Below are 25294 nucleotides of genomic sequence, written 5' to 3' on the forward strand. Positions count from 1 at the left end.
ATGACGATCCATACGACCCTCAAGAATTCCATGCCGGAAATGGTGGCGATCCGCCGCGACCTGCACGAACATCCGGAACTGGGCCTGGAAGAGGTCCGCACCTCCGATGTCATTGCACGCCACCTCGAAGGCTACGGCTACAAGGTTACGCGCGGTCTTGCGAAAACCGGCCTCGTCGCGACGTTGGTGAACGGCACCGGCCGCAAGTCGATCGGCATCCGCGCCGATATCGATGCGCTGCCGATCTTCGAGGAAACCGGTCTTCCCTATGCCAGCAAGACGCCGGGGAAAATGCACGCCTGCGGCCATGACGGGCACACGGCCATGCTGCTCGGGGCGGCCAAGGCGGTTGCCGAGCGGCGCAATTTCGATGGCACCGTGCATCTGATCTTCCAGCCGGCGGAGGAGAATTTCGGCGGTGCGAAGATCATGGTGGAGGAGGGGCTGTTCGACAGGTTTCCCTGCGATGCCGTCTTTGCCCTGCACAACGAGCCGGGTCTGCCTTTCGGCCAGTTCGCGCTGCGCGAAGGCCCGATCATGGCGGCGGTCGATGAGGCGCGCATCACGCTGAACGGTGTCGGCGGCCACGGCGCGGAGCCGCAGGAGACGCTCGACCCGATCGTCTGCGGCGCGTCGATCGTCATGGCGTTGCAGACCATCGTCTCGCGCAACATCCATCCGCTCGACCCGACGGTCGTGACGGTCGGCTCGTTCCATGCGGGCTCTGCGAGCAACATCATCCCGAGCCGGGCCGAGATCGTCGTGGGCATCCGCTCCTTCGATCCTGATGTGCGCGACGAGCTGGAACGCCGCATCCACCTGATCGCCGGACGTCAGGCCGAGAGCTATGGCATGAGCGCCATGGTGAACTACCAGCGCTTCTACGATGCGACGGTCAACCACAAGGCCGAGACAGATCTCGTGCGCGACCTCGCCATCCGCTTTGCCGGTGCCGACAAGGTCATCGATCTCGCCCGCCCCTTCATGGGCAGCGAAGACTTTGCCTATATGTTGAAGGAACGACCGGGTACCTATTTCTTCCTTGGCGGCAAGGGGGGCGAAAACGACAAGTCACTGCATCACCCCGGCTACAATTTCAACGACGACCTCCTGCCAGTCGGCGCGGCCTTCTGGACGGAACTGGTCGAACATTATCTACGCGCCGGCTAGGTCCGATCGACGGATTCGGCTTGTGACGCGGCCGCAAGGTCCGGCTGTCGGACACAATCTCGACACAGTTCAAGCCGCGCTGGAAGTGATTTCGGCGCGGTTTTTTGCTCCTCACACATTCGTGAAACTCTTGAAATCAGTGCAGCGGTTTTCCATGCCGCAATTGTGAATGCAGTCTTTTTCTGCCGCAGCCTTCGCGTGTGCCTCCGCCCTTCCAGGAGAAGGTGCGCGATTATTTTCCATATCAATCAAATGTTTAGGCCGTAAGAATTTTTCGATGCAAAACCGTCCGATTGGACGGTTTTGTCGTTTTTTACCTATTTGGTTGTGCGTCGCCGCTGCCGTTTTGATTGTTCAAAAAACGTTGACGGCTGTTTCCAATTTAAGACCCTTCCATCCCGCAAATTGAGGGACCATCTTTGTTTCACGGAGGCGGCGGAGCTGCTTCTGGAAGACGGAAGGACATGACGATGCCGAACCCTATTGAAGGAAAGAACCCGGCGAGCGCCACCCGGGCGCGCCCTGCGGCAATCCGCCGGATCGTCCCCATCGCCGCCGATGGCAGGCGATCTGCGCAGCCACGGTGAAACCGACCCGCAGTTTCACGATGCCTATATGGAAAGGAACAAGACAATGACCAAAACCTTGAGCACGACCTTTGTAACCGCCCTCCTCGCCGCATCCGTTTACGGCAGCACCGCAGCGCTCGCAGGCGGTGACGGTGATTATTATCGTAGCGTCGAGCGCGACCAGGCGCAGAGCCAGACCATCGACCCCGTCACCACGCAGAGCGTCGGCAACGGCGATGCAGCGTCCGCGTCGATCGAGGTAGCCGTCGGCCCGGCCAAGGGCGACTACTACAAGGGCCTTGACCGGGACGACCGCTGAACGCCGATCGTGTGACAACCAGACCACCTCCCAAGACTGATCAAGGAATGAAACGATGAGCAAGTCTCTCACCACAACCTTCGCCGTCTCGTTGCTCGCAGCCTCGCTGTTCGGCGGCTCGGCCGCCCTTGCCGGCGGCAGCTACTACGAAGGCACCTGGCCCAGTGCCAAGCAAGACCGGATGATCGAAGCCAAGCGCCAGGCCCGCATGGCAAACGGCTACGTCTATCCCCGGACGGAAACCACAACCCGCCGGGTCGGTCCCGCCAACGGCGACTACTATCCTGGCCTCGACCGTACAGCGGTCGCCAACTAGCGAAGAGAGTTCTCCCAACCGCCGCCAAGGCTCCCGGTTCCGCCCCGGGAGCTTTGTTCGTTTTTGGCAAAGGCAGCGCCGGCCGAAATGCCGCACGCGGGCGATTGTCGCGGTGCGGCAACGTGGGCGGAGGGGCAGAATTGACCTTTGCCTGTTTTGGACCACATTCTTTTCTGCGACCGCGGCCTGTCGAGGCCCGCGCCAGCCTTACGAAAGGACGTGGCCAATGTTCGAATCGTTGGACGCAACACTGCTCGCCCGATTCCAGTTTGCCTTTACGGTGTCGTTCCACATCATTTTCCCCGCCTTCTCGATCGGTCTGGCGAGCTATCTCGCCGTGCTGGAAGGGCTGTGGCTCTGGACGAAGGACGAGGTCTATTTCACGCTCTTCAATTTCTGGAAGACGATCTTCGCGCTCGCCTTCGGCATGGGCGTCGTCTCCGGCATCGTCATGTCCTACCAGTTCGGCACGAACTGGAGCGTCTTTTCCGACAAGGCGGGGCCGGTCATCGGCCCGCTGATGGGCTATGAGGTGCTGACCGCCTTCTTCCTGGAGGCTGGCTTCCTCGGCGTCATGCTGTTCGGCCTCAACCGCGTCGGCCCGAAACTGCACTTCTTCGCCACGCTCATGGTTGCCGTCGGCACACTGATCTCGGCCACCTGGATCCTCGCCGCCAATTCCTGGATGCAGACGCCGGCTGGCTTTTCCATCAACGACGTCGGCCAGTTCGTGCCCGTTGACTGGTGGGCCGTGATCTTCAACCCGTCCTTCCCCTATCGCCTCGTGCACATGGTGCTGGCTGCCTATCTCACCACGGCCTTCGTGGTCGGTGGTGTCGGCGCGTACCATCTCCTGCGCGGCGATGCGCCGAAGCGTGCGAGGAAGATGTTCTCCATGGCGATGTGGATGGCGGCCATCGTCGCACCGATCCAGATCTTCGCGGGAGACATGCATGGCCTCAACACGCTGGAGCATCAGCCGGCCAAGGTCATGGCGATGGAGGGGCACTACCAGAGCCATCCCGACGGTGCGCCGCTCATTCTGTTCGGTATTCCGAATTCGGCCGAACAGCGCGTCGATTACGCCATCGAGATCCCGAAACTGTCGAGCCTCATCCTGAAGCATGACCTCAATGCACCGCTTGCCGGGCTCGATACGATACCGAAGGAGCTGCAGCCGCCGGTCGCTATCGTCTTCTGGTCCTTCCGCATCATGGTCGCCATCGGCTTTGCCATGCTGGGTATAGGGCTGTGGTCGTTGTGGTGTCGGTGGCGCGGGACGCTCGGCGAGAACCGCTGGCTGCACCGCGCCGCCGTCCTGATGGGCCCCGCCGGCTTCCTCGCCGTTCTGGCCGGCTGGGTAACGACGGAGGTCGGCCGCCAGCCCTATACCGTCTACGGCCATCTCCTCACCGCCAATTCCGTCGCGCCCATCGATGCGCCGGCCGTCGCCACTTCGTTGATCGCGTTCATTGTGGTCTATTTCCTCGTCTTCGGCGCCGGCACCTTCTACATCCTGCGCCTGATGGGCCGCCTGCCGCGCGACCCCATGCCGGATCTTGCGGAAGGTCCTCTCCGTTCGGCCGGCATCACGCCCGCCGCCGCCGTCGCCACCAAGTCCGGGAGCCATCACCATGGCCATTGATCTTCCCTTCATCTGGGCCGCCATCATCGCCTTCGCGGTGCTCGCCTATGTCATCCTCGACGGCTTCGATCTCGGCGTCGGCATCCTCTTTCCCTTCTTCAAGGAGAAACACGATCGCGACGTGATGATGAATTCCGTCGCGCCCGTCTGGGACGGCAACGAGACCTGGCTGGTGCTGGGCGGTGGCGGACTGATGGCCGTCTTCCCGCTTGCTTATGCCACCATCCTGCCGGCGCTCTACGTGCCGCTGCTCCTCATGGTGCTCGGCCTCATCTTCCGCGGCGTCGCTTTCGAATATCGCTGGCGCACCCGGCGCGGCGAATTCCTCTGGGATATCGCCTTTTCCGGCGGCTCCATGGTTGCCGCCTTCACGCAAGGGGTGGCGCTCGGCGCCCTGGTACAGGGCATTCCGGTGGAAAACCGTGCCTATGTCGGCGGCTGGTGGGACTGGCTGACGCCTTTCTCCGTTGCCACGGGGTTTGCGCTCCTCGTCGGCTACGCGTTGCTCGGCGCCACCTGGCTGGTGATGAAGACGCGTGGTCCGCTTGCCGAGCGTGCCCGCGGCTACGCCCTGAAGGCCGGTATCGGCACGCTCTTGGCCATGGGGGTCTTCAGCCTGTGGACGCCTTTCCTGGAGCCGCTCTACTTCGACCGCTGGTTCCACTGGCCGACGCTTCTCTTCAGCCTGCTGGTGCCGCTGCTCGTGCTCGGTTGCTTTGCTTTGCTGGTCCAGGGCCTCAGGACGGGGCACGATTCGCGGCCCTTCATTGCCGCGCTCGGCCTTTTTGTTCTCGGCTTCGCCGGTATCGGCATCAGCTTTTATCCCTACATCGTGCCGACCGCACTGACGATCTGGCAGGCCGCCGCACCGGAGGAGAGCCTTGCCTTCCTGCTGGTCGGCGCGCTGGTGCTCATTCCCATGATCCTTGGCTACACCGCCTATGCCTATTGGGTCTTCCGCGGCAAGGTCGATCCCGAGGAGGGTTACCACTGATGACGGAGGGTTCGACCGGCCGTAAACTGCTCTGGTTCGTCGGCCTCTGGGCGGGCGGCGTGCTGGCGGTGACGATCCTTGGCTTTGCCATCAAGCTTGCCATCGGCACGTAGCCGGCTCTCGAAAACGCCCCGCATGGTCGAGGAAAAACAACGGCTCACGTTACGTAAAAGCGTCCAGCCTCGCGCCAGCTTGCTTGCCTAGGTTCCGCCTCGGCCAGCATGCAGGCCCGCAAGTGGAAGACAGGACCGCACCCTCCTTCCGCTTAACCCCCGGGCCTGCATGTGGCCTTGCGTCTCAGGAGACGCTGCCGGCTTCCCCCCCAAACATTCCTCTGCTATCGGGGTCCCGACAAGGGAGACCGCAATGGCGAAGACGGCCGCAGACTGCACGACGATGGCGGACATCCGGGAAAACATCGATCGGGTCGACCGGGCGCTCATGGCGCTCTTTGCCGAGCGCTGGAGCTTCATCGGCCGGGCGGCCGAGATCAAGGCCGGGCTCGACATCCCCGCCGACGTGCCGGAGCGCGTCCGGGAAGTGCGCGACAACGCGCACCGCAATGCCGAGGTCCTTGGCCTCGACGGTGCCTTCTACGAAGAGATCTGGGCGCGGCTTATCGACCGCGCCATCGCCCACGAAAAGGCGCTGCTCGGCGAAAAATAGCCGTCAGATCTGGTTGCGCTTGCCGAGGTGCTCTTCCCAGTCGAGCGCTGTGCGCACGATGAAGCCGAGATTGTCATGCTCCGGCGTCCAGCCCAATTCCCGCATCGCAACGGAGGGGTTGGCGACGATCAGCACCGCATCGCCCGGCCGGCGGGGGGCGAAGCGCACCGGAAAGTCCCTGCCGGAAACGGTTTTCACCTGTTCCAGCACTTCCAGCACGGAGAAGCCGCGGCCATAGCCGCAATTGGCGACGATCGAACCACCGCCTGCCCGCATGCGCTGAAGTGCCTTCAGATGCGCATTGGCGAGGTCGCTGACGTGGATATAGTCGCGCACGCAGGTGCCGTCAGGCGTCGGATAGTCGGTGCCGAAGACATCCATGCCGGCGCGCTTGCCGAGGGCCGCCTCGCTCGCCACCTTGATGAGATGCGTGGCTCCTGCCGTCGACTGGCCGGTGCGTCCACGCGGATCTGCGCCGGCGACGTTGAAGTAGCGCAGCGCCGTATAGGTGAAGTCGTGCGCGGCGGCCGTGTCGCGCAGCATGATCTCGGTCATCAGCTTGGACGAACCATAGGGCGATTCCGGTCGCAGCGCCGCGCTTTCCAGCACCGGTTCCGTGCCGTCGGGCGTGCCGTAGACGGCGGCGGTGGAGGAGAAGACGAAATGCGGGATCTTCGCCGTGACGGCCGCGGCGATCAGCGCCCGTGACTTGGCCGTGTTGTTGTCGTAGTAGGAGAGGGGATCGGCAACCGATTCCGGCACGATGATCGACCCGGCAAAATGGATGATCGCGTCGATGCTGTTTTCGGAGAAGATCTGCGCCAGCAGCGCGGCATCGGCGAGGTCGCCCTCGTAGAAGCGCGCCTCGGGCGCCACGGCCCAGCGGAAGCCGGTCGAGAGCCGGTCGAGCACAACGACCTCCTCGCCGGCATCGATGAGCGCCCAGACCATGTGGCTGCCGATGTAACCCGCACCGCCCGTAACCAGAACCGCCATGTTATTCCCCGAATCGACTGAATTGCCGGCATATCACCCTGCCGGCCGGCAAGACGCAACCGCAATTGCGGCGCATTTGCGGGCCGCTCCTGCCCAACACAAGGAAGACCATCATGTCCGATCGCTTCGTCGTACTTTCCGGCTGTTCCGGCGGAGGGAAGTCCACGCTTCTGGAAGAGCTTCGCCGGCGCGGCCACGCCGTTGTCGAGGAGCCCGGCCGCCGTATCGTGCAGGCGGAGCTGACGGGTGGCGGTACTGCCTTGCCCTGGCTGGATCTCGCCGCCTTTGCCAGGCAGGCCATTGCGATGGCGCTCGCCGATCGGGCGGCAATGCAGCACCATTCCGGCTTTGTCTTCTTCGATCGTGGTCTGATCGACGCGGCCGTCGCTCTCGATGCGGAGGGCGGGCAGCCGGCTCTGCCTGCGCTGGCTGCGGCGCATCGCTACAACAGGCAGGTCTTCCTCACGCCGCCCTGGCCGGAAATCTACGCCGCCGATCCGGAGCGCCGGCATGATCTTGCGGCCGCGCTTGCCGAATACGCGCGGTTGGAAAAGGCCTATCCCGCGCTCGGCTACGAGGTTGCGGTCGTGCCGAAAATGCCGGTGGTCGAGCGCGCTGATTTCGTGCTCGGCCGTCTTTGATCGCCGTCAGCGCGCGGCGATGTAGCGGGCAAGCCGGTCGGCCGCCTCCGCGACCTGCACGGGATCGCGCAGGAAACAGGCACGCATGAAGAGTTCGCCGCCCGACCCGAAAGCCGTGCCCGGTGCAAGCCCGACATTGGTGCGGTCGACGATGTCGAGCGCGGCATGGCGCGAATCCGTCACGCCATCGATCTTCAGGAAGGCATAGAGCGCCCCGTCCGGCTTCAGCGTCTCGACGCGGTTGGTGGCGATCAGCGCGTCACAGAAGACGTCGCGGTTCTTCGTGGCCTTGTCGATATTCGCCTGCACGAAGGCATCGCCCTCGTCGAGCGCCACGATGGCGCCCTGCTGCAGGAACTGCGGCACACCCGAGGTGGAATACTGGATGAGGTTTTCCAGCACCTGGCCGATTTCGGGTGGGGCGACGATCCAGCCGACGCGCCAGCCGGTCATCGACCAGTTCTTGGAGAAAGAATTGACGAAGACGACCTTGTCGCCGTCCTCCATCACGTCGAGGAAGGAGGGCGCCCGACCGCCGGCATAGTGGTACAGCGCATAGATCTCGTCGGCCATGATCCAGAGGCCATGGCGCCGTGCGATGGCCAGCAGGCTGGCAAGGTCATCGCGCGTCGCCGTCCAGCCGGTCGGATTGGAGGGTGTGTTGACGAACAGAACGCGGGTCTTCGGGGTGATCGCCGCCTCCACGCGTTCAAGGTCGATCTGCCAGCGCCCGCCGGCAAAGGCGAGCGGAACGGCGATGGGATTGGCGCCCGAAAGCTCGGCTGCCGCGGCGAAATTCGGCCAGGCTGGTGTCAGGTAGACCATGTCGTCGCCCGGCGAGACGAGCGCCTCGATCGCCAGCTTGATCGCCTGCATGCCCGAGCCGACGACATAGAAATGCTCGGCCGGCAACGCCGCACCGAAGCGCCGGGCATAGTAGCGCGAAAGGGCGGCGCGCAACTCCGGAATCCCGCGCTGCCAGGTGTAGAAGGTCTCGCCGCGCAGCAGCGCCTCGGCTGCGGGCCGGGCAATGAAGTCCGGCGTCGGCAGGTCCCCTTCGCCAACCCAGAGCGGGATCAGCCCGTCGCGCCCGCGCGCATAGTTGACCACTTCGACGATCCCGCTTTCCGGGGCGCGGAGCGAGCGCGGGCTGAGGCTTTCGATGAGGGACATGGAAGATCACTCCGGCAGGATTGGAACACGTTTCACGACGATGACGGGCCCAAGACCTAGCCGGTTTCTGCCCGTCATTCACGCCAGTTTCGCTGACATACCCATCGAAATCGGTGATGGAAGAGTGCGGATTTGTGCCGCTGGCTGACGTTCAGGCTCCTGTCAGGCGCACGGCCGATCCTGCTGCCACGATTGGCAGGGAAGGCAGGCATGAAGCGGTTCTTGAAGTGGGTTGCGCTTACCTATGGCGCGGCAGGCGTCGTGCTCGGCATCTATCTCGTGGCGATCCAGCTCACCGGCAATTTCGCCACCGTGGTGCCCGGAGAGGTCTACCGCTCGAACCAGCCCACGCCGGCCGAGATCGCAGCCTATGCCGCGCGCTACAAGATCCGAACCATCGTCAACTTGAGGGGGCGGAACGAGCGGGCGGCCTGGTACAGGGACGAGGTCGCCGCAGCCAAGCGTCTCGGCCTCACCCTCATTGATTTCCCCATGCAGGCCGACCGGCGTCTCGACCCCAAGGCGGCGGACGAACTCGCCACGCTCCTAAAGGACGCGCCCCGCCCGATCCTCATCCATTGCCGTTCGGGCTCCGACCGCACGGGCCTTGCCTCCGTCATCTACCTCGCCCGCATCGCCCGGATCGACGAGGAAACCGCCGAACGCCAGCTCTCCATTCGTTTCGGCCACATCGGCATCCCCTTCCTCTCGCCGACCTACGCGATGGACGAAAGCTGGGAGGAAATGGAAGAAGCGGCGCGCTCGGCCGGCTAGGTCACTGGCTCACAAGTCCGCAGCCATATTCGTAGTGCGCCGAGTTGGATGGATGCCAGGAAGGTGTCGTTGCGTTTGTCGTATCGGGTTGCAACGGCTCGGAAGTGTTTGATCTTGCTGAAGAAGCGTTCGACGCGGTTGCGTCTGCTATAGAGCACAGCGTCAAAGGCCGGAAAACGCCTTTGCGTCGGCATGGGGCGGCTGTTGGCCACCGCGCCGCAGGCAGTGAGAGTATCACGCAATGCGTCGCTGTCGTAGGCGCGATTAGCGAGCAGCGTCTGGCCCGCACCGATCGACCCCTACATGTCAGCCGCCGAGCGCCCGTCATGCGCCTGGCCTTCGGTCAGTTTCACCCGGATCGGACCGACCGGGGACATTGAAGAGCACATGCATCTTGGTGGTCAGCCCACCGCGTGAATGACCCATGCAATGGGATCGCTCCCTTTTCGAGCCGTTCGCCCATGCCGGTGAGCCCGGATCGAAGAACTGCGACCACCTGGATGTCGCCGTCGTAAGCCTTTGAGACAGCTTGTAGAATGTGTGTCCAATGACCCGCTCGCCACCAGCGATTGAAGCGATTCACGCAGGTCGGGTACGCGATCAAAAAAGGTATTCCAAACACGTTGCCAAAAACTAGGTTTGGTGCCTCCCTGGCACTGGTCAGCGAGACAACAACTACGGAAACTCTATCCGGAGGCTAGAAAAGAGGAAATCTGCGAGGTCTTCCCCGGGGTGGACTGGCGAAAATCCAGTCAGCTGCCCGCTATTACGGTTATCGTCGAAAGAAAAAGCCTTACAAGATCACCGGCATTATCTCGCTCGATCAAAGTCGAAGCCGTTGTTATGATATAGGTTAGGCCATGCGCGACTTCGACGAGGAAGCCGGAACGAAAAGATGCTTTCAAACCCGCGGCTACCGCAGCAAATATCCGAATTTTGGAGCTATCAATCGAGGCGTAAAGGCGCTCTGGGGACGCCTCGAAATTCGCGGGGATGAGCAACGCGAATTCTCACTAAGCATTTTACGGCCCCCAGCAAAATGCTTTCCCCGTGTGGCTAAGCGGCTGGTTGGCTAAACTGACAGCATCCCTCGACCCCCAAGGAGCTGAGGGATGCTTTAAAGAGGTTTTCCAGTAGCCTGAATAACCTTTCGAAACGTCAGAGATATCCTTCTGCCGCGATTCACTTTCGTATCGTCCACGACATCTGACTTTCGGGCTGGAATTTCATGCGTCCAGTCATATTGGCTCACCCCCTTCAGCAATATGCCTGAGTGTGGATGGAGCAAAACTGCAAGTGATCTGGAACTGGATCGTTCCCGAAAATTCATCTCGCATTGGGACAAAAGGCTTATCGAAATGATCGTGTCATCGAAACACGGCGCACAATCGACGTGGGCGCTTATGCCTTGACCCGGCAAATACTCATTCGCGATCACTTGATCTGGCAAATCAACGAAATAGCCCCGCGTGACCAATCGTTCTGCAAACGTTTCAAGCCATGGAGGTAGCTTACCTAGATAAGCGTCTGCCAAAACGGCACGCGCTCTATAGTCATAGAGATAGCCAAAATGCAGCACGCGGCGCTTGAGCATATTGCTCCATTCTCCGGCGTCGAGCGGATCTTTGATTGCCTCCTCCTCTCGGGAAAGGAATTCGGGAATGTATGTGGCACCCGGAGGCAGGGTCGCCGCATCTAAGGCGTGATCCATTTGCGGCTAATCCTCTCCTTTAACCGAAACACGTAGGTCACAAATTCGTCGCTCTCGTCGACGGCTCCAACGCCGTCGTCCTTCGTCTTTACATGCGAGTAACCGGCACAGTCCGAAAAGTGGAACGGATACGCTGCTAGCACGCCTGCGCTAAAACTGTGCGAACGCATGACCGTGGCAGGCATGCCGGGCCTTGAAGGAAAAGAGCAATTTTGCGGGGTGTGCTAGACGTGTGCTAGCGTATTTCCAGCACATGCTGGCCCAAAGAGCTTTTCAAAAATTCAATGATTTTAAGGGCTTAATGGTGCCCGGAGGCGGATTTGAACCACCGACACGCGGATTTTCAATCCGCTGCTCTACCAACTGAGCTATCCGGGCATCTGGTTGGATTTCACTTGGAAACCCGTGGGGCGCTTGGTTTCGCCCCGGAAGCGAGCGGGGTTATAGCATCTTGCAAAAATGTGTCCAGCCCTCTCGGGTGTTTTTTGCGGGAAAAATGGCTGGCTTTGCAAGCTGTGGAAAAGATTGTGTTTTCGGTGTGTGACAGGAGCGTCACATATCGTCCTCGTCGGCTTTCGTTTCGTCGTCGGCGACGGGAATGGCGTAGGAGCCGGAGAGCCAGCGGTTGAGATCGACGTCGCGGCAGCGGTTCGAGCAGAAGGGATAGTGCTCGCGCGCCGAAGGGCGCTTGCAGATCGGGCAGGGTACGGCCTTGCGCAAGGGGGCGACGGTGGCCGTCGGTTTTTCGCTCTCGTTCGCCACGTCAGGCGTCCGTCCAGCCGGCATGCACGTCGAAGCCTTCGCCGGAAAGCAGGGCGAGGGTTTCGTACAGCGGCAGGCCGACCACGTTGGTGTAGGAGCCAGCCAGCTTGACGACGAAGCTGCCGGCAATGCCCTGGATTGCGTAGCCGCCTGCCTTGCCGCGCCATTGGCCGGAGGCGAGATAGGCCTCGATGTCGGTGGTCGAGAGCCGCTTGAAGCGGACCTTCGTGTCGATGACCTTCTGGCGCACGGTCCGGTCCGGCGTGACGAGGCACACGCCGGTGAAGACACGGTGGCTGCGGCCGGAGAGCAGGTGCAGGGCGCTGGAGGCCTCGTCTATCATCTCCGTCTTCGGCAGGATGCGCCGGCCGACGGAGACGACCGTATCGGCCGCCAGGATATAGCTGCCGGCAAAGGCGGGATCACCCTTGATGGCAGCGAGCGCCGCCTGTGCCTTGCCCGTGGAGAGCCGGCGCGCCAGCGAGCGGGGATGCTCGGAGCGCTTCGGCGTCTCGTCGATGTCCATGGGCATCAGGCGTGCGGGTTCAATGCCCGCCTGCGCGAGAAGTTCGACGCGGCGCGGCGAGCCGGATGCCAGGATGAGCGTGTCGGTCTGCGCCATGGGATCTCCGGGGTGCGCCGGTTTCAGCTCTCGGGCTGCAGGCCGGGCAGAGGCGCGGCCGCACATCCCGTTGGGAGGAGCTTACTTGAAACGATAGGTGATGCGGCCCTTGGTGAGGTCATAGGGCGTCATCTCGACCAGTACCTTGTCGCCGGCGAGAACGCGGATGCGGTTCTTGCGCATGCGGCCTGCGGTGTGCGCGATGATCTCATGCTCGTTTTCGAGCTTGACGCGGAAGGTGGCGTTCGGGAGCAGTTCCGTCACGACGCCGGGAAATTCGAGGACTTCTTCTTTTGCCATCTTTGAGCGATATTCCTGTACGGTGGATTCGGGGAGGCCGGATGCCCGCCTCGAAAAAGTTGCCGGAAACTACACAATCCCCAGTGCTTTGTGAACACCGAAGCGCCGGCTTTCTGCATTTGCCGGAAACAGGGCAGCTATGCGCCTAGCCGGGGGCCTTCAAACGCTTCTCTATCAGCATCTTCAGGAACTCGCGAACCTCGCGGTAGGAGCTGAGAATCTGCTCGCGGGTGCCGGTCGCCACTGTCGGATCGGGCGTCGGCCAGTACATGACGTCGACGGCCATGGAGCGGGTGAGCTCGAGCGCGGCGTGGTGCGCTTCCGGGGCGAGCGTCACGATGAGGTCGAAATAATCGTCCTCCAGTTCGTCGAGCGAGTGCGGCGCATGGCGGCCGAGCGAGAGGCCCACTTCGCCGAGCACGGCATCGACGAACGGATCGCGTTCGCCGGGACGCACGCCGGCCGAGGCGACATAGGTGCCAGGCAGCACGCTGCGGGCGATCGTCTCGGCCATCGGCGAGCGCACCGCATTCATGCGGCACATGAAGAGTATCGAACGGGGCGTTCGCGACCGGGCTTCCTGTGGTGCCGGGAAGACGCCCTCCATCCACTCACCCGCGCCAGTAGAGAACGCAGACGAGCGTGAAAAGCCGGCGCGCGGTATCGAAGTCGAAGCGGATCTTTCCCGAAAGCCGGTCCATCAGCGTCTGCGAGCCCTCGTTGTGGATACCGCGCCGGCCCATGTCGATCGCCTCGATCTGGCTGGGCGTTGCCGAGCGGATCGCCTGGTAGTAGCTCTCGCAGATCAGGAAATAGTCCTTCACGATGCGCCGGAAGGGCGTCAGCGAGAGGATATGGGTGGCCACGGCCTCGCCCGCTTCGGTGCGGATGGCGAAGACCAGCTTGGAATCGAGCAGCGAGATGTTGAGGCGGTAGGGGCCGCCCGCATGGCCGATCGGCTCGAACGAATTCTCCTCGATAAGGTCGAAGATGGCAACGGCACGCTCATGCTCCACATCCGGCGTGGCGCGGCCGATCGTGTCGTCCAGCACCACGTCGCAGAGGCGGAAGCTGCCCTTTTGGCCCATGCCCTATGTCTCCAGGTTGAGCCGGATGGCGACGGAACGGGCATGCGCGCCGAGCCCTTCGGCCTCGGCAAGCGTGACGGCGGCAGGGCCGAGGGCCCGCAGCTGGTCGGCGCCGAGCCGGAGGATCGAGGTCCGCTTCATGTAGTCGAGCACCGAGAGGCCGGAGGAGAAGCGCGCGGACCGGGCTGTCGGCAGCACATGGTTCGAGCCGCCGACATAGTCGCCGATGACCTCGGGCGTGTGGCGGCCGACGAAGATGGCGCCGGCATTGCGGATTTTGGACATCAGCGCGTCGGGATCGGCGGTGGCGATCTCCAGGTGCTCGGCCGCGATGCGGTTGGCGAGCGGCACGGCCCTGGCAAGGTCCGGCACGAGGATGATGGCGCCGAAATCCCGCCAGCTCGCGGCGGCGGTCTCGGCACGCTCCAGCGTCTTCAACTGCCGCTCGACGGCGGCCTCGACCGCATCGGCAAGCACCATGCTGTCGGTGACGAGGATCGACTGCGCGCCGACATCGTGTTCGGCCTGGGCGAGAAGGTCTGCGGCGAGCCAGTCCGGATCGTTGTCGCCATCGGCAATGACGAGCACTTCGGAGGGACCGGCGATCATGTCGATGCCGACCGTGCCGAAGACCTGGCGCTTGGCGGCTGCGACGAAGGCGTTGCCCGGTCCGGTGATCTTGGCGACAGGGGCGATCGTCTGCGTGCCGTAGGCAAGGGCCGCGACAGCCTGCGCGCCGCCGATGCGATAGATTTCGTCGATGCCGGCGATGCGCGCGGCGGCGAGCACCGCCGGGTTGATCTCGCCGTCCTTCGCCGGCACGACCATGACGAGGCGCGGCACGCCGGCGACCTTGGCCGGTACGGCATTCATCAGCACGGAGCTCGGATAGCTCGCGGTGCCGCCCGGCACATAGAGGCCGACGGCGTCGATTGCCGTCCAGCGAGAGCCAAGGCCGACGCCGATGTCATCCTCGTAGATGTCGTCCTTCGGCCGCTGGCGGGCATGGTGTTTTTCGATACGCTGGGCGGCAAGCTCGAGCGCGGCGATGATCTTCGGATCGACCGCGTCATAGGCCGTCTCGATCTCTTCCAGCGAGACGCGCATGGAGGTGACGGAAAAATCGAGGCCGTCGAATTTCTTCGAATAGTCGGCCAGCGCCGCGTCGCCGCGGGCGCGCACGTCCTCGATGATCGTGCGCACGACGGCATTGACGTCTTCGGAGACCTCGCGCTTGGTGGTCAGGAAGGCAGCGAACCGGCTTTCGAAATCACTGCTCTGGTAGTCAAGTCTGATCGCCAAGTCGTCCGTCCTGTCGTCTTCCGGCCAAAGCGCCGGCAAAAATCCTTCAAACCGCCGGATGGCGGGGCTTCAAGCTGGTTTCCCATGCCCCGCCGGTATCTGCAAGCTGAACTTCGACGCATTCCACATCGAGCGCGATGGAGGCGCTGCCGGAGAGTACGAGTTCCAGCGTGCCGTCCGGGCCTTCGCCCTTCTGGGTGAAATTCACGGCGAGCAGGGAGAAGACGGCGTCCTGGTCCTTGCGGTCGATACCGAGCGAGCGCACGGCGTTGACACGCTTGAAGGCGACGACGGCGCGGCGGCGCTCGAAGGCCTTGCCGCGGCCGGCCGCCTTTTCCCAGACGAAGCGGTTGACGACGACGGAAAAGATGTCGTGGCGGGCGTCATAGGAGAGGCCGTCGGTCTTGAAGACGGCGTCCTGCAGATGGGTGGAAACGACGGAAAGGTCTTCCGTATCGAGAGCGAGCAGTTTCAGGCTGTCCATGGTGCGTCCTTCAGGGGCAATCCGGCGAAGGGGCGGGAAAGCGCCTTCGCAAGCGGCATTGCGGGAAAATGCTTGGGAACGCCGCGGTTTGCAGCATCCCGGTCTTTCCCACGAGATAGGACGGCGCGCGGCAGACTGCAACGCCTGCCGCGCAAGGAAGATCAGTCGCTGACGCGTTCGACGACGGCGCCGCAACGGGTGAGCTTCTCCTCGAGCCGCTCGAAACCGCGGTCGAGGTGGTAGACGCGCGAGACCATGGTCTCGCCTTCGGCGGCAAGGCCGGCGATGACCAGCGAGACCGAGGCGCGCAGGTCCGTTGCCATGACCGGGGCGCCGCGCAGCCGCTCGACGCCTTCGATCTTGGCCGTCTGGCCGGAGAGCGAGATCTTCGCGCCGAGGCGGGCCAGCTCCTGCACATGCATGAAGCGGTTCTCGAAGATCGTCTCGGTGATGTGCGAAATGCCGCTCGACTTGGTCATCAGGCCCATGAACTGTGCCTGCAGATCGGTCGGGAAGCCCGGGAAGGGATCGGTGACCACGTCGACCGGCTTGATGCCACCGCCATTGCGCACGATGCGGATGCCGCTTTCCGTCGAGGTGATCTCGGCGCCGGACCGGCGGATCGCTTCGAGTGCGGTATCGAGCAGCGCAGCATCGGTGCCTTCGAGCGTCACGTCACCGCCCGTCATGGCGACCGCCATGGCATAGGTGCCGGTTTCGATGCGGTCGGGCAGCACGCGGTGGCGCGCGCCGGACAGCTGGGTGACGCCCTCGATGGTGATCGTCGCGGTGCCTGCACCGGATATCTTGGCGCCCATGGCGTTGAGGCACTTGGCGAGGTCCTGCACTTCCGGCTCGCGGGCGGCATTGCCGATGACCGTCGTGCCCTTGGCGAGCGTCGCCGCCATCATCAGGACGTGCGTCGCACCGACGGAGACCTTCGGGAAGGTGTAGCGCGCACCGATAAGACCGCCGTCCGGCGCCGTCGCCTCGATGTAGCCGCCGTCGATCTCGATCTTCGCGCCAAGCGCGGCAAGCGCCTCGATGAAGAGGTCGACCGGGCGCGTGCCGATGGCGCAGCCGCCCGGCAGCGAGACGCGGGCCTTGCCTTCGCGGGCAAGCAGCGGGCCGATGACCCAGAAGGAGGCGCGCATCTTCGAGACGAGCTCGTAGGGCGCCGTGGTGTCGACGATGTTGCGCGAGGTGAAGTGTATCGTGCGCGAATAGCCTTCGCCCTGGCGCTCGCGGCGGCCATTGACGGAAATGTCGGCGCCGTGGTTGCCGAGGATGCGGATGAGCTGCTCGACGTCGGCAAGGTGCGGCACGTTTTCCAACGTCAGCGTGTCGTCGGTGAGAAGCGAGGCGATCATCAGCGGCAGCGCGGCATTCTTGGCGCCGGAAATCGGGATGGTGCCCCGAAGTTCGTTGCCGCCTACAATTCGGATACGATCCATGTGCGATTACGGGCCGGGCCCGCCTTTCTCAAAGAATTTCGGCTTTCGGAGATGGCGGCCTCTTTAGAGCATCGCGATCGAAAAATGAAGACCATGCCGGCCGCCCGCCCTTTTGCGCGCGCCGGTTGGAAAACCACCCCCGTCGTCTTCGGCTGAAGACATGCCCGACTAACCGTCCGATTCGTCTTTTTTTGCGGCAGGATTGCCTCCGGGAAGTCCGGTCGTTTCGTCCGCCGCGCCGGCCCGGCGGGCGCGCGCCTGCTGTTTTCGCCGCTGGAGATTGTCGCGCAACGTCTTGGCCAGCCGCTCCGCGCGAATCTCCGCTTCGGTCCTGATCTTCCCGCTTTTTGTCTCGTCTTTGCCGTTCATCTCCGTCCTCTTATCGAAATCCATCCCGGCAAAAAAGCACCGCCATCACCAGATTTGTTGCAACAATCGCGAAATCGCCGCTTGCACTGCCGGATGACCTATGGCAATAGGCCCTCGCTCACGCGGAACAGACCTTCGTTTCGCCGGATGCTGCTATAGCTCAGGGGTAGAGCACTCCCTTGGTAAGGGAGAGGCCGAGAGTTCAAATCTCTCTAGCAGCACCATTCTTTCTCCTCCCCGTCGTCCCATTTTCCAAAGCGCTCGCCGCCGCCGTCTTCTTGCGCGTGTGTCCCGGTGGTTCGCCGACGACGCGTTTGAAGGCACGGGCGAAGGCCGCTTGGGAGCCGAAGCCGAGGCGGCGGGCGGCGGTGTCGATCGAGAGCTTGTCGCGGCGGAACCATTGCTCGGCAAGGCGCATGCGCAGGGCAAGGACGTAGCGTTGCGGCGTGACGCCCGTCACCTCGACGAAGCGTTTTGCGAAGACCGAGCGGGAGCTGCCCATTTCCCCGGCCATGTCGGCAAGCGTCCAGTTCCTGCCGGGCTCGCGGTGCAATGCGGCGATGACGCGGCCGAGGCGCGGGTCGCGCAGCGCCTCGATCCAACCCGTCGCATCGCCGCAGCCGCACTCCACCCAGCCACGCACGATGGACGCGGCGATCACGTCGGCAAGGCGCGCGAGGATGCCGGCCGAGCCCACACGCTCCTCCCCCATTTCCCGTTCCATGGCATCGAGCAGCGGCATCAGTTCGGGCTGCCGGCCGATCAGCGCGCCGACCGACATGATCGGCGGCATGAGGCCGACCAGCGGGTGCAACGTGTCGAGTTCGAACTCCATGCGGCCGGTGAAGATCAGCGTATCGTTTTCCCGGTCGGCGGTCTTGATACAGGCCTCCACCGCTGCCACATCGGCGCAGAGCGGCTTTCGCGTGTAACTTTCGTAGTCACGGATCTGGACGTGCGATCCGGTGACGATCTCGTGCACTTCGCCGCGCGGCAGAAGCACGGCATCACCGCAGGCGAGTTCGCGCCCGACCTCGCCCGGCGCGCGCAGCAGGACCTTGCCGCGGGCGACGAAATGGAAGCGGGCTTCCGGCCCCGCCGGAAAGCGGATGCCGAAGGGTGGGCTGAGCTGGAGCCGGCCGTAGCTGGCACCGCGCAGGCGCATGCCCATCAGGAGTTCGCTGACGGGATCATGTTTGTTTTTTTGAAGGCCGGACGATTGATCAAGCATTGCGGATAAAATGACATTGTGCGTCTCGCGTTTCAACCCACCTTTTGCAGCACGCACTGCAACAGGAAAGGGATGGCAGATGACGGATGCAACAATCGCAGCGCCGCAAAGCGAAGCGGACGCGCGGCCGGCCTGGGGGGCCGTGATATCAATGACGTTCGGCGTGTTCGGGCTGGTGGGGGCGGAGTTCCTCCCCGCAAGCCTGCTGACGCCGATGGCGGCAGATCTCCGGATTTCCGAGGGCATGGCCGGCCAGGCGGTGACGGCGACGGCGGCGGTCGCACTGGTGACGAGCCTGCTGATCACGGTGGTGACGCGCAGGATCGACCGGCGGCTCGTGCTGCTTGGCCTTTCTGTCCTCCTGATCTTCTCGAACCTCCTGGTGGCGATGGCGTCCAACCTCGCCATGCTGCTGGCTGGGCGGGTGCTGCTCGGCATGGCGCTCGGCGGTTTCTGGACGCTTTCGGCGGCCACCATGATGCGGCTGGTGCCGGAGGCCGTCGTACCGAAGGCCTTGTCGGTCATGTTCCTCGGCGTTTCGGCGGCCACGGTCTTCGCGGCGCCCGTTGGCAGCTATGTCGGTGATATCGTCGGCTGGCGGAATGTCTTTCTGGGCGCTGCCGTACTCGGCGCATTGGCGCTCGTCGTGCAGCTTGCGACGCTGCCTTCGCTTCCGCCGCGCGGCCATTCGCGCTTCGGCACGCTCGTCGAGGTCTTGGCACGGCCGGGCGTCGGCTTCGCAATGTTCGCGATCCTGCTCGTCTTCACCGGTCATTTTGCCTTCTTTACCTATATCAGGCCGTTCCTTGAAACGGTGACCGGTCTCGGTGTCGAGGGTTTCTCGGCTGTTCTCCTCGGCTTCGGCATTGCCACCTTCTTCGGCAACTATCTTGGCGCTGTGCTGCTGGAGCGCTCCATGCGCTTCACGTTGACGATCATGCCCGTCGTGATGGGGGTGCTCGCTCTCTCGCTCTCCACCTTCGGCGGCAGCCTTGCCGGCGATGCGGCCATGGTCGCCCTCTGGGGCCTTGCCTTCGGTGCCGTGCCGGTCGCCTGGTCGACGTGGATCACCCGCGCGGTGCCGGATGAGGCCGAGAGCGCAGGCGGCCTCTTCGTTGCCGCCATCAACTTCGCCATCGCCACCGGCGCCGCCGCAGGCGGAGCCTTGTTCGATGCAAGCGGCGTGACGAGCGTCTTCGTGGCCAGCGGCGCTGTTCTGTTGCTGGCAGCACTCACCATCGTCTCGGCTGTACGCACCCGGCCAGCCTGACAGGACGGGATGGCGGCGGTCTCGCCCGCCATCCCCTTATTTTCGTTTGTGCACGCCTGTCTCTACCCTGTTCCCCGTCATGCTTTTCGGTCTAGAACTCCAGTCGAGGTTTTCGGGAGGAGCGGCGCGTGACGGTGACGGCAGGAGATTTTTCGCAAGGGACTTTTGTCGGGCGCATCTGGCGGCCGGATGTGCAGGGTCCGGCGATCGTGGTGCTGCAGGACGGCAGGCTGCGCGACATTACGTCTTCCGAGATTCCCACCATGCAGGCCCTGCTGGAGAAAGACGATCCGGCCGCTGTTGCCCATGCCGCGCCCGGTGAGAACCTCGGTGCACTCGACGCGGTGCTGGAGAACTCCATCGAGGGTGCCGGCAATTTCTCCCGGCCCCACCTGCTCGCGCCCTGCGACCTCCAGGCGGTCAAGGCCTGCGGGGTCACCTTCGCCCGCTCGATGATCGAGCGTGTGATCGAGGAGAAGGCGGCGGGCAATCCGGCGCTGGCGGAGAAGGTGCGCGGCCGTGTCATCGCCATCATCGGCGACAGCCTGCGCGACCTGAAGGCGGGCTCGGACGCAGCGGCAAGGGTCAAGGCGGCGCTGATCGAGGAGGGCGTCTGGTCGCAATATCTCGAAGTCGGGATCGGGCCGGATGCCGAGGTCTTCACCAAGGCGCCGGTTCTGGCCGCCGTCGGCTGGGGCGCCTCGGTCGGGCTGCACCCGATCTCCAAGTGGAACAATCCGGAGCCGGAAATCGTGCTTGCTGTCGACAGCCGGGGTCGCGTCAAGGGGGCGACGCTCGGCAACGACGTGAACCTGCGTGACGTCGAAGGGCGCTCGGCGCTGCTGCTCGGCAAGGCGAAGGACAACAATGCCTCCGCCGCCATCGGCCCGTTCATCCGCCTCTTCGACGCGACCTATTCGATCGACGACGTGCGCAAGGCCGATCTCGACCTTCTGATCGAGGGCGAGGACGGGTTTGTCCTGAAGGGGCGCAGCACGATGCGCGAGATCAGCCGCGATCCTCTCGATCTCGTCGCCCAGACGATCGGCAAGCACCATCAATACCCCGACGGTTTCCTGCTGTTCATGGGCACGCTTTTCGCGCCCGTCGAGGACCGCGACACGCCTGGCCAGGGGTTTACCCATAAGACCGGCGACCGGGTGACGATCTCCAATGCCGAGCTCGGCGCCCTCACCAACACGGTGCGCCTTTCCACCGAATGCCCGCCTTGGACCTTCGGCATCACGGCGCTGATGCGCAACCTCTCTACCCGTGGGCTCCTGTGAGATGGGCGAAGGCGGCATGGACGAGACGAGCCGCAAGATCCTGCGGCTGCTGCAGAGCGAGCCGGAGCTCACGGTCGCCGAGATCGGCGAGCGCGTCGGCCTCAGCCACACGCCCTGCTGGCGGCGCATCAAGGAGATGGAACGGCAGGGCATCATCCGCGGCCGCATCGTCGCCGTCGATCCGAAGCGTGTCGGATTCGAGGTGTCGGTGTTCTGCTTCGTGCGGCTGAAGCAGCACGACGAGGCGACGCTGCTGGAATTCGAGAAGGCGGTGAAGCACATGCCCGAGGTCGTGCAGTGTTACTCCATGACCGGCGACCACGACTATGTGCTGCGTGTCCTGACGAGCAGCGTGCGCCAGTACGAAGAGATCCTGAAGAAGGCGCTTCTGCGGCTGCCCGGCGTCGGCTTCGTCAATTCCAGCTTCGCGCTCGATGAGCTGAAGAACACGCATCGCGTTCCGATCTGACGGGAAATGAGGATGGCTTTGCGCCGGAGGGCATTCTTTGCGGATGCCGTCCTCAAACCGTGATTCTCCGCCGCGAAAATAAGGACCCGCTCCTCCCAATCCATGGGTAGGCTCCTACATATGGAGGATGGCTTTCATGGAGGAGAGCCATCGAGGAGGAAGTCATGCTCAAGCAGAGCTTTTCTCTCGAGGACAAGTATATGGCGGAGGAGGGAAGGATCTTCCTTTCCGGCACGCAGGCCCTCGTGCGCCTGCCCATCGTTCAGATGCGGCGCGACCGTGCTGCGGGGCTGAACACCGCCGCATTCATCTCGGGTTATCGTGGATCGCCGCTCGGCGGCTACGACCAGCAGCTTGCAAAAGCGAAGAAGCACCTGGCGGCGCATGACATCGTGTTCCGGCCGGGCGTCAACGAAGATCTGGCGGCCACCGCCGTCTGGGGCACGCAGCAGCTCCACCTTTCCCCGGGCGCGCGCTATGATGGCGTCGCCGGTTACTGGTATGGCAAGGGGCCGGGCGTCGATCGCTGTGGCGATGTGCTGAAGCACGCCAATGCCGCCGGCACCGCGAAACATGGCGGCGTGCTCTGTTTTGCCGGCGACGACCATTCGGCAAAGTCGTCCTCCATTCCGCACCAGTCGGACCATGCCTTCATGTCGGCGCTGATCCCGGTGCTCTATCCGTCTTCGATTCATGAATTCATCGAATACGGCCTGCTCGGCACCGCCATGTCGCGCTATTCCGGCTGTTGGGTCGGCATGAAGTTCATCGCCGACACGGTCGAAACGACGGCTTCCGTCGATCTTGCGGGCGAACGCCGCCAGTTCGTCATCCCGGACAATTTCGAGTTGCCGCGGGATGGCCTCAGCCTGCGCTGGCCCGATCCGCCGCTGCCGCAGGACGAGCGCCTCCAGACCTACAAGGGGTATGCCGCCATTGCCTTTGCCCGCGCCAACCGGGTGGACGAGGTGACGCACGACGTGCCGCGCGCCCGCTTCGGTATCATCGCGTCGGGCAAGGCCTATGAGGATGTGCTCCAGGCGCTGAAGGAGCTTTCGCTCGGTCCGGCCGAGATGGCCGAGATCGGCATGCGCATCTACAAGGTCCGCATGCCCTGGCCGCTGGAGCCGGAAGGCGTGCGCGAGTTCTCGCAGGGCCTCGAGGAGGTGCTGGTCGTCGAGGAGCGCCGCGAGATCATCGAGAACCAGATCAAGCAGCAGCTCTTCAACTGGCACCACGGCGAGCGGCTGCGCATCGTCGGCAAGTTCGATCATCAGGACAAGCCGTTCCTGCCGCTGTCGGAGGCACTGTCCGTCGGCATGGTGGCGCGGGCGATCGCCGCCCGCCTCCTGCAGTTCGACTTCGACGCCGGCCTGAAGACGGTCATTTCCAATGAACTCGCCTATCTCCTGGAGCGCGAGAAGATCCGCAAGGCGCACATGGCGCCGGTCGAGCGCGTGCCCTATTTCTGCTCCGGCTGTCCGCACAACACCTCGACGAAGGTGCCGGAGGGGAGCCGGGCGACGGCCGGCATCGGTTGCCACTACATGGTGCAGTGGATGGACCGCGATACCACGACCTTCACCCATATGGGTGCCGAGGGCGTGCCGTGGTCGGGCATCGCGCCCTTCAGCGATGAGAAGCATATCTTCGTCAATCTCGGTGACGGCACCTATTATCATTCCGGCATCCTGGCGATCCGCCAGTCCGTCGCCGCCAGCGTCAACATCACCTACAAGCTGCTCTACAACGATGCGGTGGCCATGACCGGCGGCCAGCCTGTCGATGGCCCCCTCAGCCCCGAAGTGATGACACGGCAGCTGCATGACGAGGGTGTGGCGCCAATCTACCTCGTTTCCGATCATCCGGACGCCTATTCGCCGGCGATGCTTGCGCCCGGCGTCATCGTGCGGCATCGCGACGAGATGGACCGGGTGATGCGCGATATCCGCGAGGCGCTCGGCTGCTCCGCCATCGTCTATGTGCAGACCTGCGCGGCGGAGAAGCGTCGCCGCCGCTCCCGCGGCCTGATGGAAGACCCGCCTGTTCGCCTGCTGATCAATCCCGCCGTCTGCGAAGGCTGCGGTGACTGTTCCACGCAGTCGAACTGCGTCTCCGTCGAACCGCTCGACACAGCGTTCGGCCGTAAGCGCAGGATCAACCAGTCGGCCTGCAACAAGGATTACTCCTGCCTCAAGGGCTTCTGCCCGTCCTTCGTGACGGTGGAAGGCGGCCGGCTGCGCAAGGCCGCGCGCGCCAATCCCGACATGTCGGGCGTTGTCGAGCCCGACATCGTTGCGATCGGCGACCGTTCCTACAACATCGCCATTGCTGGCATCGGCGGTACCGGCATCCTGACGATCAGCGCCATCCTCGGTATGGCCGCCCATCTCGACGGCAAGTCGCCGATGATCCTCGACATGGCCGGACTTGCCCAGAAGGGCGGCGCCGTGATGAGCCACCTGCGCATCGGCCTGGCCGACGAGGACGTCTCCTCGCCGCGCATCGTCACGGGCGGTGCGGATCTCCTCCTCGCTACCGACGACGTTGTGGCCGCCTCGAAGGATGCCGCGACGCTGTGCGACCAGCACCGCACGACCGGCGTCGTCAACACCAAGCTGACGCCGGTCGCCGATTTCGTGCGCCAGCGCGACTTCGATTTCCGCCGCCGCGATGTCGAGGGCACGGTGCGCACCGCACTGCGCGATCCCTCCCATCTTCTCGATTTCACGACGATCGCCGAGAAGGTGGCCGGCAATGCCATGGCGACGAACATCCTGATGACCGGCTTCGCCTGGCAGAAAGGCCTCATCCCGCTGACGCGCCAGTCGATCGAGCAGGCGATCGTGCTGAACGGCGTTGCCGTCGACGCCACGCTCGCCGCCTTCGGCTGGGGCCGGTTGATCGCCGCCGAACCGGCCCGCGCCGAACGCCTGCTGCATACCGGCAAGCCGGTCGCGACGCTGGAGACCATGGCGCCGGACGAACTGGTCGCTCATCGCGTGAAACACCTGACGGCCTACCAGAACGCCGCTCTTGCCGATCGTTACAAGGCGCTGGTCGAGCGTGTGCGCGAGGCGGAACGGGCCCTCGGGCCGGACGACCGGCTTGTCCGCGCCGTCGCGCATGTCTATGCCCAGCTGCTCGCCTACAAGGACGAATACGAGGTGGCGCGACTCTTCACCGATCCTGCCTTCAAGGCCGGGTTGGCGGAGCAGTTCGAGGGCAAATACAGCATCGCCTTCAACCTCGCACCGCCCTTCCTGAAAGGCGAGGATGCGAACGGCCGTCCGCGGAAACGCCGCTTTGGCCGCTGGATGCTGCCGGCCTTCGGCCTGCTCGCCGGCCTGAAGGGCCTGCGCGGCACCGCCTTCGACCCGTTCGGCCGCACGGCGGAGCGGCGCATGGAGCGCCAGCTCATCGCCGACTACGTGGCACTGGTCGAGCACGTGTTGCACAATCTTCGCCGCGAGAATCTCGATGCCGCCGTTGCGCTCATGTCGCTTTACGGCGAAATTCGTGGTTACGGCCCGGTGAAAGAGGCGGCGGTGAAGCGGGTGCGGGCGCGCGAGGCGGAGATGCGCCTGGTCTTCGACATGGCAGGACAAGACAGAGCGGCCGCCTGAGGCCGCGATGGAGCCGGTCGTTCGGTTCCGCGATTTGAGGAAGCAGGCGGATGCCGG

Annotated in this window: 26 protein-coding genes and 2 tRNA genes; 13 read left to right on the plus strand and 15 right to left on the minus strand. The window is 63.8% G+C overall.

Annotated elements, in window-relative coordinates; all coding sequences use genetic code 11:
- From K0P03_RS01180 to K0P03_RS01205, 6 genes are all read left to right on the plus strand, one after another.
- A complete protein-coding gene (locus tag K0P03_RS01180; RefSeq protein WP_272788693.1) occupies positions 1 to 1170 on the plus strand; it encodes a M20 aminoacylase family protein in 1170 nt (389 codons plus the stop codon).
- Between the two features lie 633 nt (positions 1171 to 1803).
- A complete protein-coding gene (locus tag K0P03_RS01185; RefSeq protein WP_272788694.1) occupies positions 1804 to 2058 on the plus strand; it encodes a hypothetical protein in 255 nt (84 codons plus the stop codon).
- Between the two features lie 55 nt (positions 2059 to 2113).
- The gene (locus K0P03_RS01190; protein ID WP_023514984.1) at positions 2114 to 2374 is read left to right on the plus strand and encodes a hypothetical protein; all 261 of its coding nucleotides are present in this window, start codon (positions 2114 to 2116) and stop codon (positions 2372 to 2374) included.
- A gap of 226 nt (positions 2375 to 2600) precedes the next feature.
- On the plus strand, positions 2601 to 4019 hold the full coding sequence (locus K0P03_RS01195; protein WP_272788695.1) for a cytochrome ubiquinol oxidase subunit I: 1419 nt from the start codon (positions 2601 to 2603) through the stop codon (positions 4017 to 4019).
- On the plus strand, positions 4009 to 5013 hold the full coding sequence (cydB, locus tag K0P03_RS01200) for a cytochrome d ubiquinol oxidase subunit II (RefSeq protein WP_272788696.1): 1005 nt from the start codon (positions 4009 to 4011) through the stop codon (positions 5011 to 5013). The genes K0P03_RS01195 and cydB overlap by 11 nt, the downstream gene beginning before the upstream one ends.
- Before the next feature lie 366 nt (positions 5014 to 5379).
- A complete protein-coding gene (locus K0P03_RS01205; protein ID WP_050742571.1) occupies positions 5380 to 5679 on the plus strand; it encodes a chorismate mutase family protein in 300 nt (99 codons plus the stop codon).
- A gap of 3 nt (positions 5680 to 5682) precedes the next feature.
- On the opposite strand, the gene galE is transcribed toward K0P03_RS01205, so the two are convergent.
- Entirely contained in the window at positions 5683 to 6675 is a 993-nt protein-coding gene (gene galE / locus K0P03_RS01210) for a UDP-glucose 4-epimerase GalE (RefSeq protein ID WP_023515460.1), read from the minus strand.
- 113 nt (positions 6676 to 6788) lie between these two features.
- On the opposite strand from galE, the gene K0P03_RS01215 reads away from it, so the two are divergent.
- Positions 6789 to 7316, plus strand: a complete 528-nt coding sequence (locus K0P03_RS01215; protein ID WP_272788698.1) for an AAA family ATPase — start codon at positions 6789 to 6791, stop codon at positions 7314 to 7316.
- Positions 7317 to 7322: 6 nt separating this feature from the next.
- Here the strand turns inward: K0P03_RS01215 and K0P03_RS01220 are convergent, their stop codons facing one another.
- Positions 7323 to 8489: a pyridoxal phosphate-dependent aminotransferase gene (locus K0P03_RS01220; protein ID WP_272788699.1), complete on the minus strand. Its 1167-nt coding sequence runs from the start codon at positions 8487 to 8489 to the stop codon at positions 7323 to 7325.
- A gap of 210 nt (positions 8490 to 8699) precedes the next feature.
- Here K0P03_RS01220 and K0P03_RS01225 point away from each other — a divergent pair, with 210 nt between their 5' ends.
- Positions 8700 to 9263, plus strand: a complete 564-nt coding sequence (locus tag K0P03_RS01225; protein ID WP_272788700.1) for a dual specificity protein phosphatase family protein — start codon at positions 8700 to 8702, stop codon at positions 9261 to 9263.
- Here the strand turns inward: K0P03_RS01225 and K0P03_RS35665 are convergent.
- The 12 genes from K0P03_RS35665 to K0P03_RS01280 all read right to left on the minus strand — a co-directional run bounded on the left by K0P03_RS35665 (position 9260) and on the right by K0P03_RS01280 (position 17355).
- The gene (locus K0P03_RS35665) at positions 9260 to 9556 is read right to left on the minus strand and encodes a transposase (RefSeq protein WP_367182553.1); all 297 of its coding nucleotides are present in this window, start codon (positions 9554 to 9556) and stop codon (positions 9260 to 9262) included. The genes K0P03_RS01225 and K0P03_RS35665 overlap by 4 nt on opposite strands.
- Before the next feature lie 824 nt (positions 9557 to 10380).
- The gene (locus K0P03_RS01230; RefSeq protein WP_272788701.1) at positions 10381 to 10974 is read right to left on the minus strand and encodes an alpha-ketoglutarate-dependent dioxygenase AlkB; all 594 of its coding nucleotides are present in this window, start codon (positions 10972 to 10974) and stop codon (positions 10381 to 10383) included.
- Between the two features lie 302 nt (positions 10975 to 11276).
- A tRNA-Phe gene (locus K0P03_RS01235) sits at positions 11277 to 11352 on the minus strand.
- Positions 11353 to 11526: 174 nt separating this feature from the next.
- Positions 11527 to 11736: a DNA gyrase inhibitor YacG gene (gene yacG / locus K0P03_RS01240; protein ID WP_272788702.1), complete on the minus strand. Its 210-nt coding sequence runs from the start codon at positions 11734 to 11736 to the stop codon at positions 11527 to 11529.
- A 1-nt stretch (position 11737) separates the two neighbouring features.
- Entirely contained in the window at positions 11738 to 12358 is a 621-nt protein-coding gene (locus K0P03_RS01245; RefSeq protein WP_130516373.1) for a Maf-like protein, read from the minus strand.
- Between the two features lie 81 nt (positions 12359 to 12439).
- Positions 12440 to 12658: a translation initiation factor IF-1 gene (infA, locus tag K0P03_RS01250; RefSeq protein WP_004435948.1), complete on the minus strand. Its 219-nt coding sequence runs from the start codon at positions 12656 to 12658 to the stop codon at positions 12440 to 12442.
- Between the two features lie 145 nt (positions 12659 to 12803).
- Positions 12804 to 13265 carry an arsenate-mycothiol transferase ArsC gene (locus K0P03_RS01255; protein ID WP_037405840.1) on the minus strand — a complete coding sequence of 154 codons (462 nt, stop codon included), beginning with the start codon at positions 13263 to 13265 and terminating at the stop codon, positions 12804 to 12806.
- A 4-nt stretch (positions 13266 to 13269) separates the two neighbouring features.
- The gene (locus K0P03_RS01260) at positions 13270 to 13746 is read right to left on the minus strand and encodes a UPF0262 family protein (protein ID WP_023514850.1); all 477 of its coding nucleotides are present in this window, start codon (positions 13744 to 13746) and stop codon (positions 13270 to 13272) included.
- Between the two features lie 3 nt (positions 13747 to 13749).
- Positions 13750 to 15048 carry a histidinol dehydrogenase gene (gene hisD, locus K0P03_RS01265; protein WP_272788703.1) on the minus strand — a complete coding sequence of 433 codons (1299 nt, stop codon included), beginning with the start codon at positions 15046 to 15048 and terminating at the stop codon, positions 13750 to 13752.
- Between the two features lie 46 nt (positions 15049 to 15094).
- Positions 15095 to 15532: a DUF2948 family protein gene (locus K0P03_RS01270; RefSeq protein ID WP_272788704.1), complete on the minus strand. Its 438-nt coding sequence runs from the start codon at positions 15530 to 15532 to the stop codon at positions 15095 to 15097.
- 161 nt (positions 15533 to 15693) lie between these two features.
- The gene (gene murA, locus K0P03_RS01275; RefSeq protein WP_023514847.1) at positions 15694 to 16986 is read right to left on the minus strand and encodes a UDP-N-acetylglucosamine 1-carboxyvinyltransferase; all 1293 of its coding nucleotides are present in this window, start codon (positions 16984 to 16986) and stop codon (positions 15694 to 15696) included.
- Positions 16987 to 17154: 168 nt separating this feature from the next.
- The gene (locus tag K0P03_RS01280; protein ID WP_023514846.1) at positions 17155 to 17355 is read right to left on the minus strand and encodes a hypothetical protein; all 201 of its coding nucleotides are present in this window, start codon (positions 17353 to 17355) and stop codon (positions 17155 to 17157) included.
- Between the two features lie 149 nt (positions 17356 to 17504).
- On the opposite strand from K0P03_RS01280, the gene K0P03_RS01285 reads away from it, so the two are divergent.
- A tRNA-Thr gene (locus K0P03_RS01285) sits at positions 17505 to 17579 on the plus strand.
- Here the strand turns inward: K0P03_RS01285 and K0P03_RS01290 are convergent.
- Positions 17558 to 18586, minus strand: a complete 1029-nt coding sequence (locus tag K0P03_RS01290; RefSeq protein WP_272788705.1) for an AraC family transcriptional regulator — start codon at positions 18584 to 18586, stop codon at positions 17558 to 17560. The two genes, K0P03_RS01285 and K0P03_RS01290, sit on opposite strands and share 22 nt — an antisense overlap.
- A gap of 79 nt (positions 18587 to 18665) precedes the next feature.
- Between K0P03_RS01290 and K0P03_RS01295 the strand changes: the two genes are divergently transcribed.
- The 4 genes from K0P03_RS01295 to K0P03_RS01310 all read left to right on the plus strand — a co-directional run bounded on the left by K0P03_RS01295 (position 18666) and on the right by K0P03_RS01310 (position 25237).
- Positions 18666 to 19856: an MFS transporter gene (locus K0P03_RS01295; RefSeq protein WP_272788706.1), complete on the plus strand. Its 1191-nt coding sequence runs from the start codon at positions 18666 to 18668 to the stop codon at positions 19854 to 19856.
- Between the two features lie 128 nt (positions 19857 to 19984).
- On the plus strand, positions 19985 to 21142 hold the full coding sequence (locus K0P03_RS01300; RefSeq protein ID WP_272788707.1) for a fumarylacetoacetate hydrolase family protein: 1158 nt from the start codon (positions 19985 to 19987) through the stop codon (positions 21140 to 21142).
- A 16-nt stretch (positions 21143 to 21158) separates the two neighbouring features.
- Entirely contained in the window at positions 21159 to 21611 is a 453-nt protein-coding gene (locus tag K0P03_RS01305) for an Lrp/AsnC family transcriptional regulator (protein ID WP_024270192.1), read from the plus strand.
- A gap of 164 nt (positions 21612 to 21775) precedes the next feature.
- A complete protein-coding gene (locus K0P03_RS01310; RefSeq protein ID WP_272788708.1) occupies positions 21776 to 25237 on the plus strand; it encodes an indolepyruvate ferredoxin oxidoreductase family protein in 3462 nt (1153 codons plus the stop codon).
- Positions 25238 to 25294 lie beyond the last annotated feature (57 nt).

It is taken from the genome of Shinella sp. HY16 (assembly GCF_028534175.1).
Classification (GTDB): Bacteria; Pseudomonadota; Alphaproteobacteria; order Rhizobiales; family Rhizobiaceae; genus Shinella.

Coding starts and splice junctions, on each gene's coding strand:
- K0P03_RS01180 (WP_272788693.1), top strand. CDS start 1: ATGACGATCCATACGACCCTCAAGAATTCCATGCCGGAAATGGTGGCG.
- K0P03_RS01185 (WP_272788694.1), top strand. CDS start 1,804: ATGACCAAAACCTTGAGCACGACCTTTGTAACCGCCCTCCTCGCCGCA.
- K0P03_RS01190 (WP_023514984.1), top strand. CDS start 2,114: ATGAGCAAGTCTCTCACCACAACCTTCGCCGTCTCGTTGCTCGCAGCC.
- K0P03_RS01195 (WP_272788695.1), top strand. CDS start 2,601: ATGTTCGAATCGTTGGACGCAACACTGCTCGCCCGATTCCAGTTTGCC.
- cydB (WP_272788696.1), top strand. CDS start 4,009: ATGGCCATTGATCTTCCCTTCATCTGGGCCGCCATCATCGCCTTCGCG.
- K0P03_RS01205 (WP_050742571.1), top strand. CDS start 5,380: ATGGCGAAGACGGCCGCAGACTGCACGACGATGGCGGACATCCGGGAA.
- galE (WP_023515460.1), bottom strand. CDS start 6,675: ATGGCGGTTCTGGTTACGGGCGGTGCGGGTTACATCGGCAGCCACATG.
- K0P03_RS01215 (WP_272788698.1), top strand. CDS start 6,789: ATGTCCGATCGCTTCGTCGTACTTTCCGGCTGTTCCGGCGGAGGGAAG.
- K0P03_RS01220 (WP_272788699.1), bottom strand. CDS start 8,489: ATGTCCCTCATCGAAAGCCTCAGCCCGCGCTCGCTCCGCGCCCCGGAA.
- K0P03_RS01225 (WP_272788700.1), top strand. CDS start 8,700: ATGAAGCGGTTCTTGAAGTGGGTTGCGCTTACCTATGGCGCGGCAGGC.
- K0P03_RS01230 (WP_272788701.1), bottom strand. CDS start 10,974: ATGGATCACGCCTTAGATGCGGCGACCCTGCCTCCGGGTGCCACATAC.
- K0P03_RS01245 (WP_130516373.1), bottom strand. CDS start 12,358: ATGGCGCAGACCGACACGCTCATCCTGGCATCCGGCTCGCCGCGCCGC.
- infA (WP_004435948.1), bottom strand. CDS start 12,658: ATGGCAAAAGAAGAAGTCCTCGAATTTCCCGGCGTCGTGACGGAACTG.
- K0P03_RS01255 (WP_037405840.1), bottom strand. CDS start 13,265: ATGGAGGGCGTCTTCCCGGCACCACAGGAAGCCCGGTCGCGAACGCCC.
- K0P03_RS01260 (WP_023514850.1), bottom strand. CDS start 13,746: ATGGGCCAAAAGGGCAGCTTCCGCCTCTGCGACGTGGTGCTGGACGAC.
- K0P03_RS01270 (WP_272788704.1), bottom strand. CDS start 15,532: ATGGACAGCCTGAAACTGCTCGCTCTCGATACGGAAGACCTTTCCGTC.
- murA (WP_023514847.1), bottom strand. CDS start 16,986: ATGGATCGTATCCGAATTGTAGGCGGCAACGAACTTCGGGGCACCATC.
- K0P03_RS01280 (WP_023514846.1), bottom strand. CDS start 17,355: ATGAACGGCAAAGACGAGACAAAAAGCGGGAAGATCAGGACCGAAGCG.
- K0P03_RS01290 (WP_272788705.1), bottom strand. CDS start 18,586: ATGCTTGATCAATCGTCCGGCCTTCAAAAAAACAAACATGATCCCGTC.
- K0P03_RS01295 (WP_272788706.1), top strand. CDS start 18,666: ATGACGGATGCAACAATCGCAGCGCCGCAAAGCGAAGCGGACGCGCGG.
- K0P03_RS01305 (WP_024270192.1), top strand. CDS start 21,159: ATGGACGAGACGAGCCGCAAGATCCTGCGGCTGCTGCAGAGCGAGCCG.
- K0P03_RS01310 (WP_272788708.1), top strand. CDS start 21,776: ATGCTCAAGCAGAGCTTTTCTCTCGAGGACAAGTATATGGCGGAGGAG.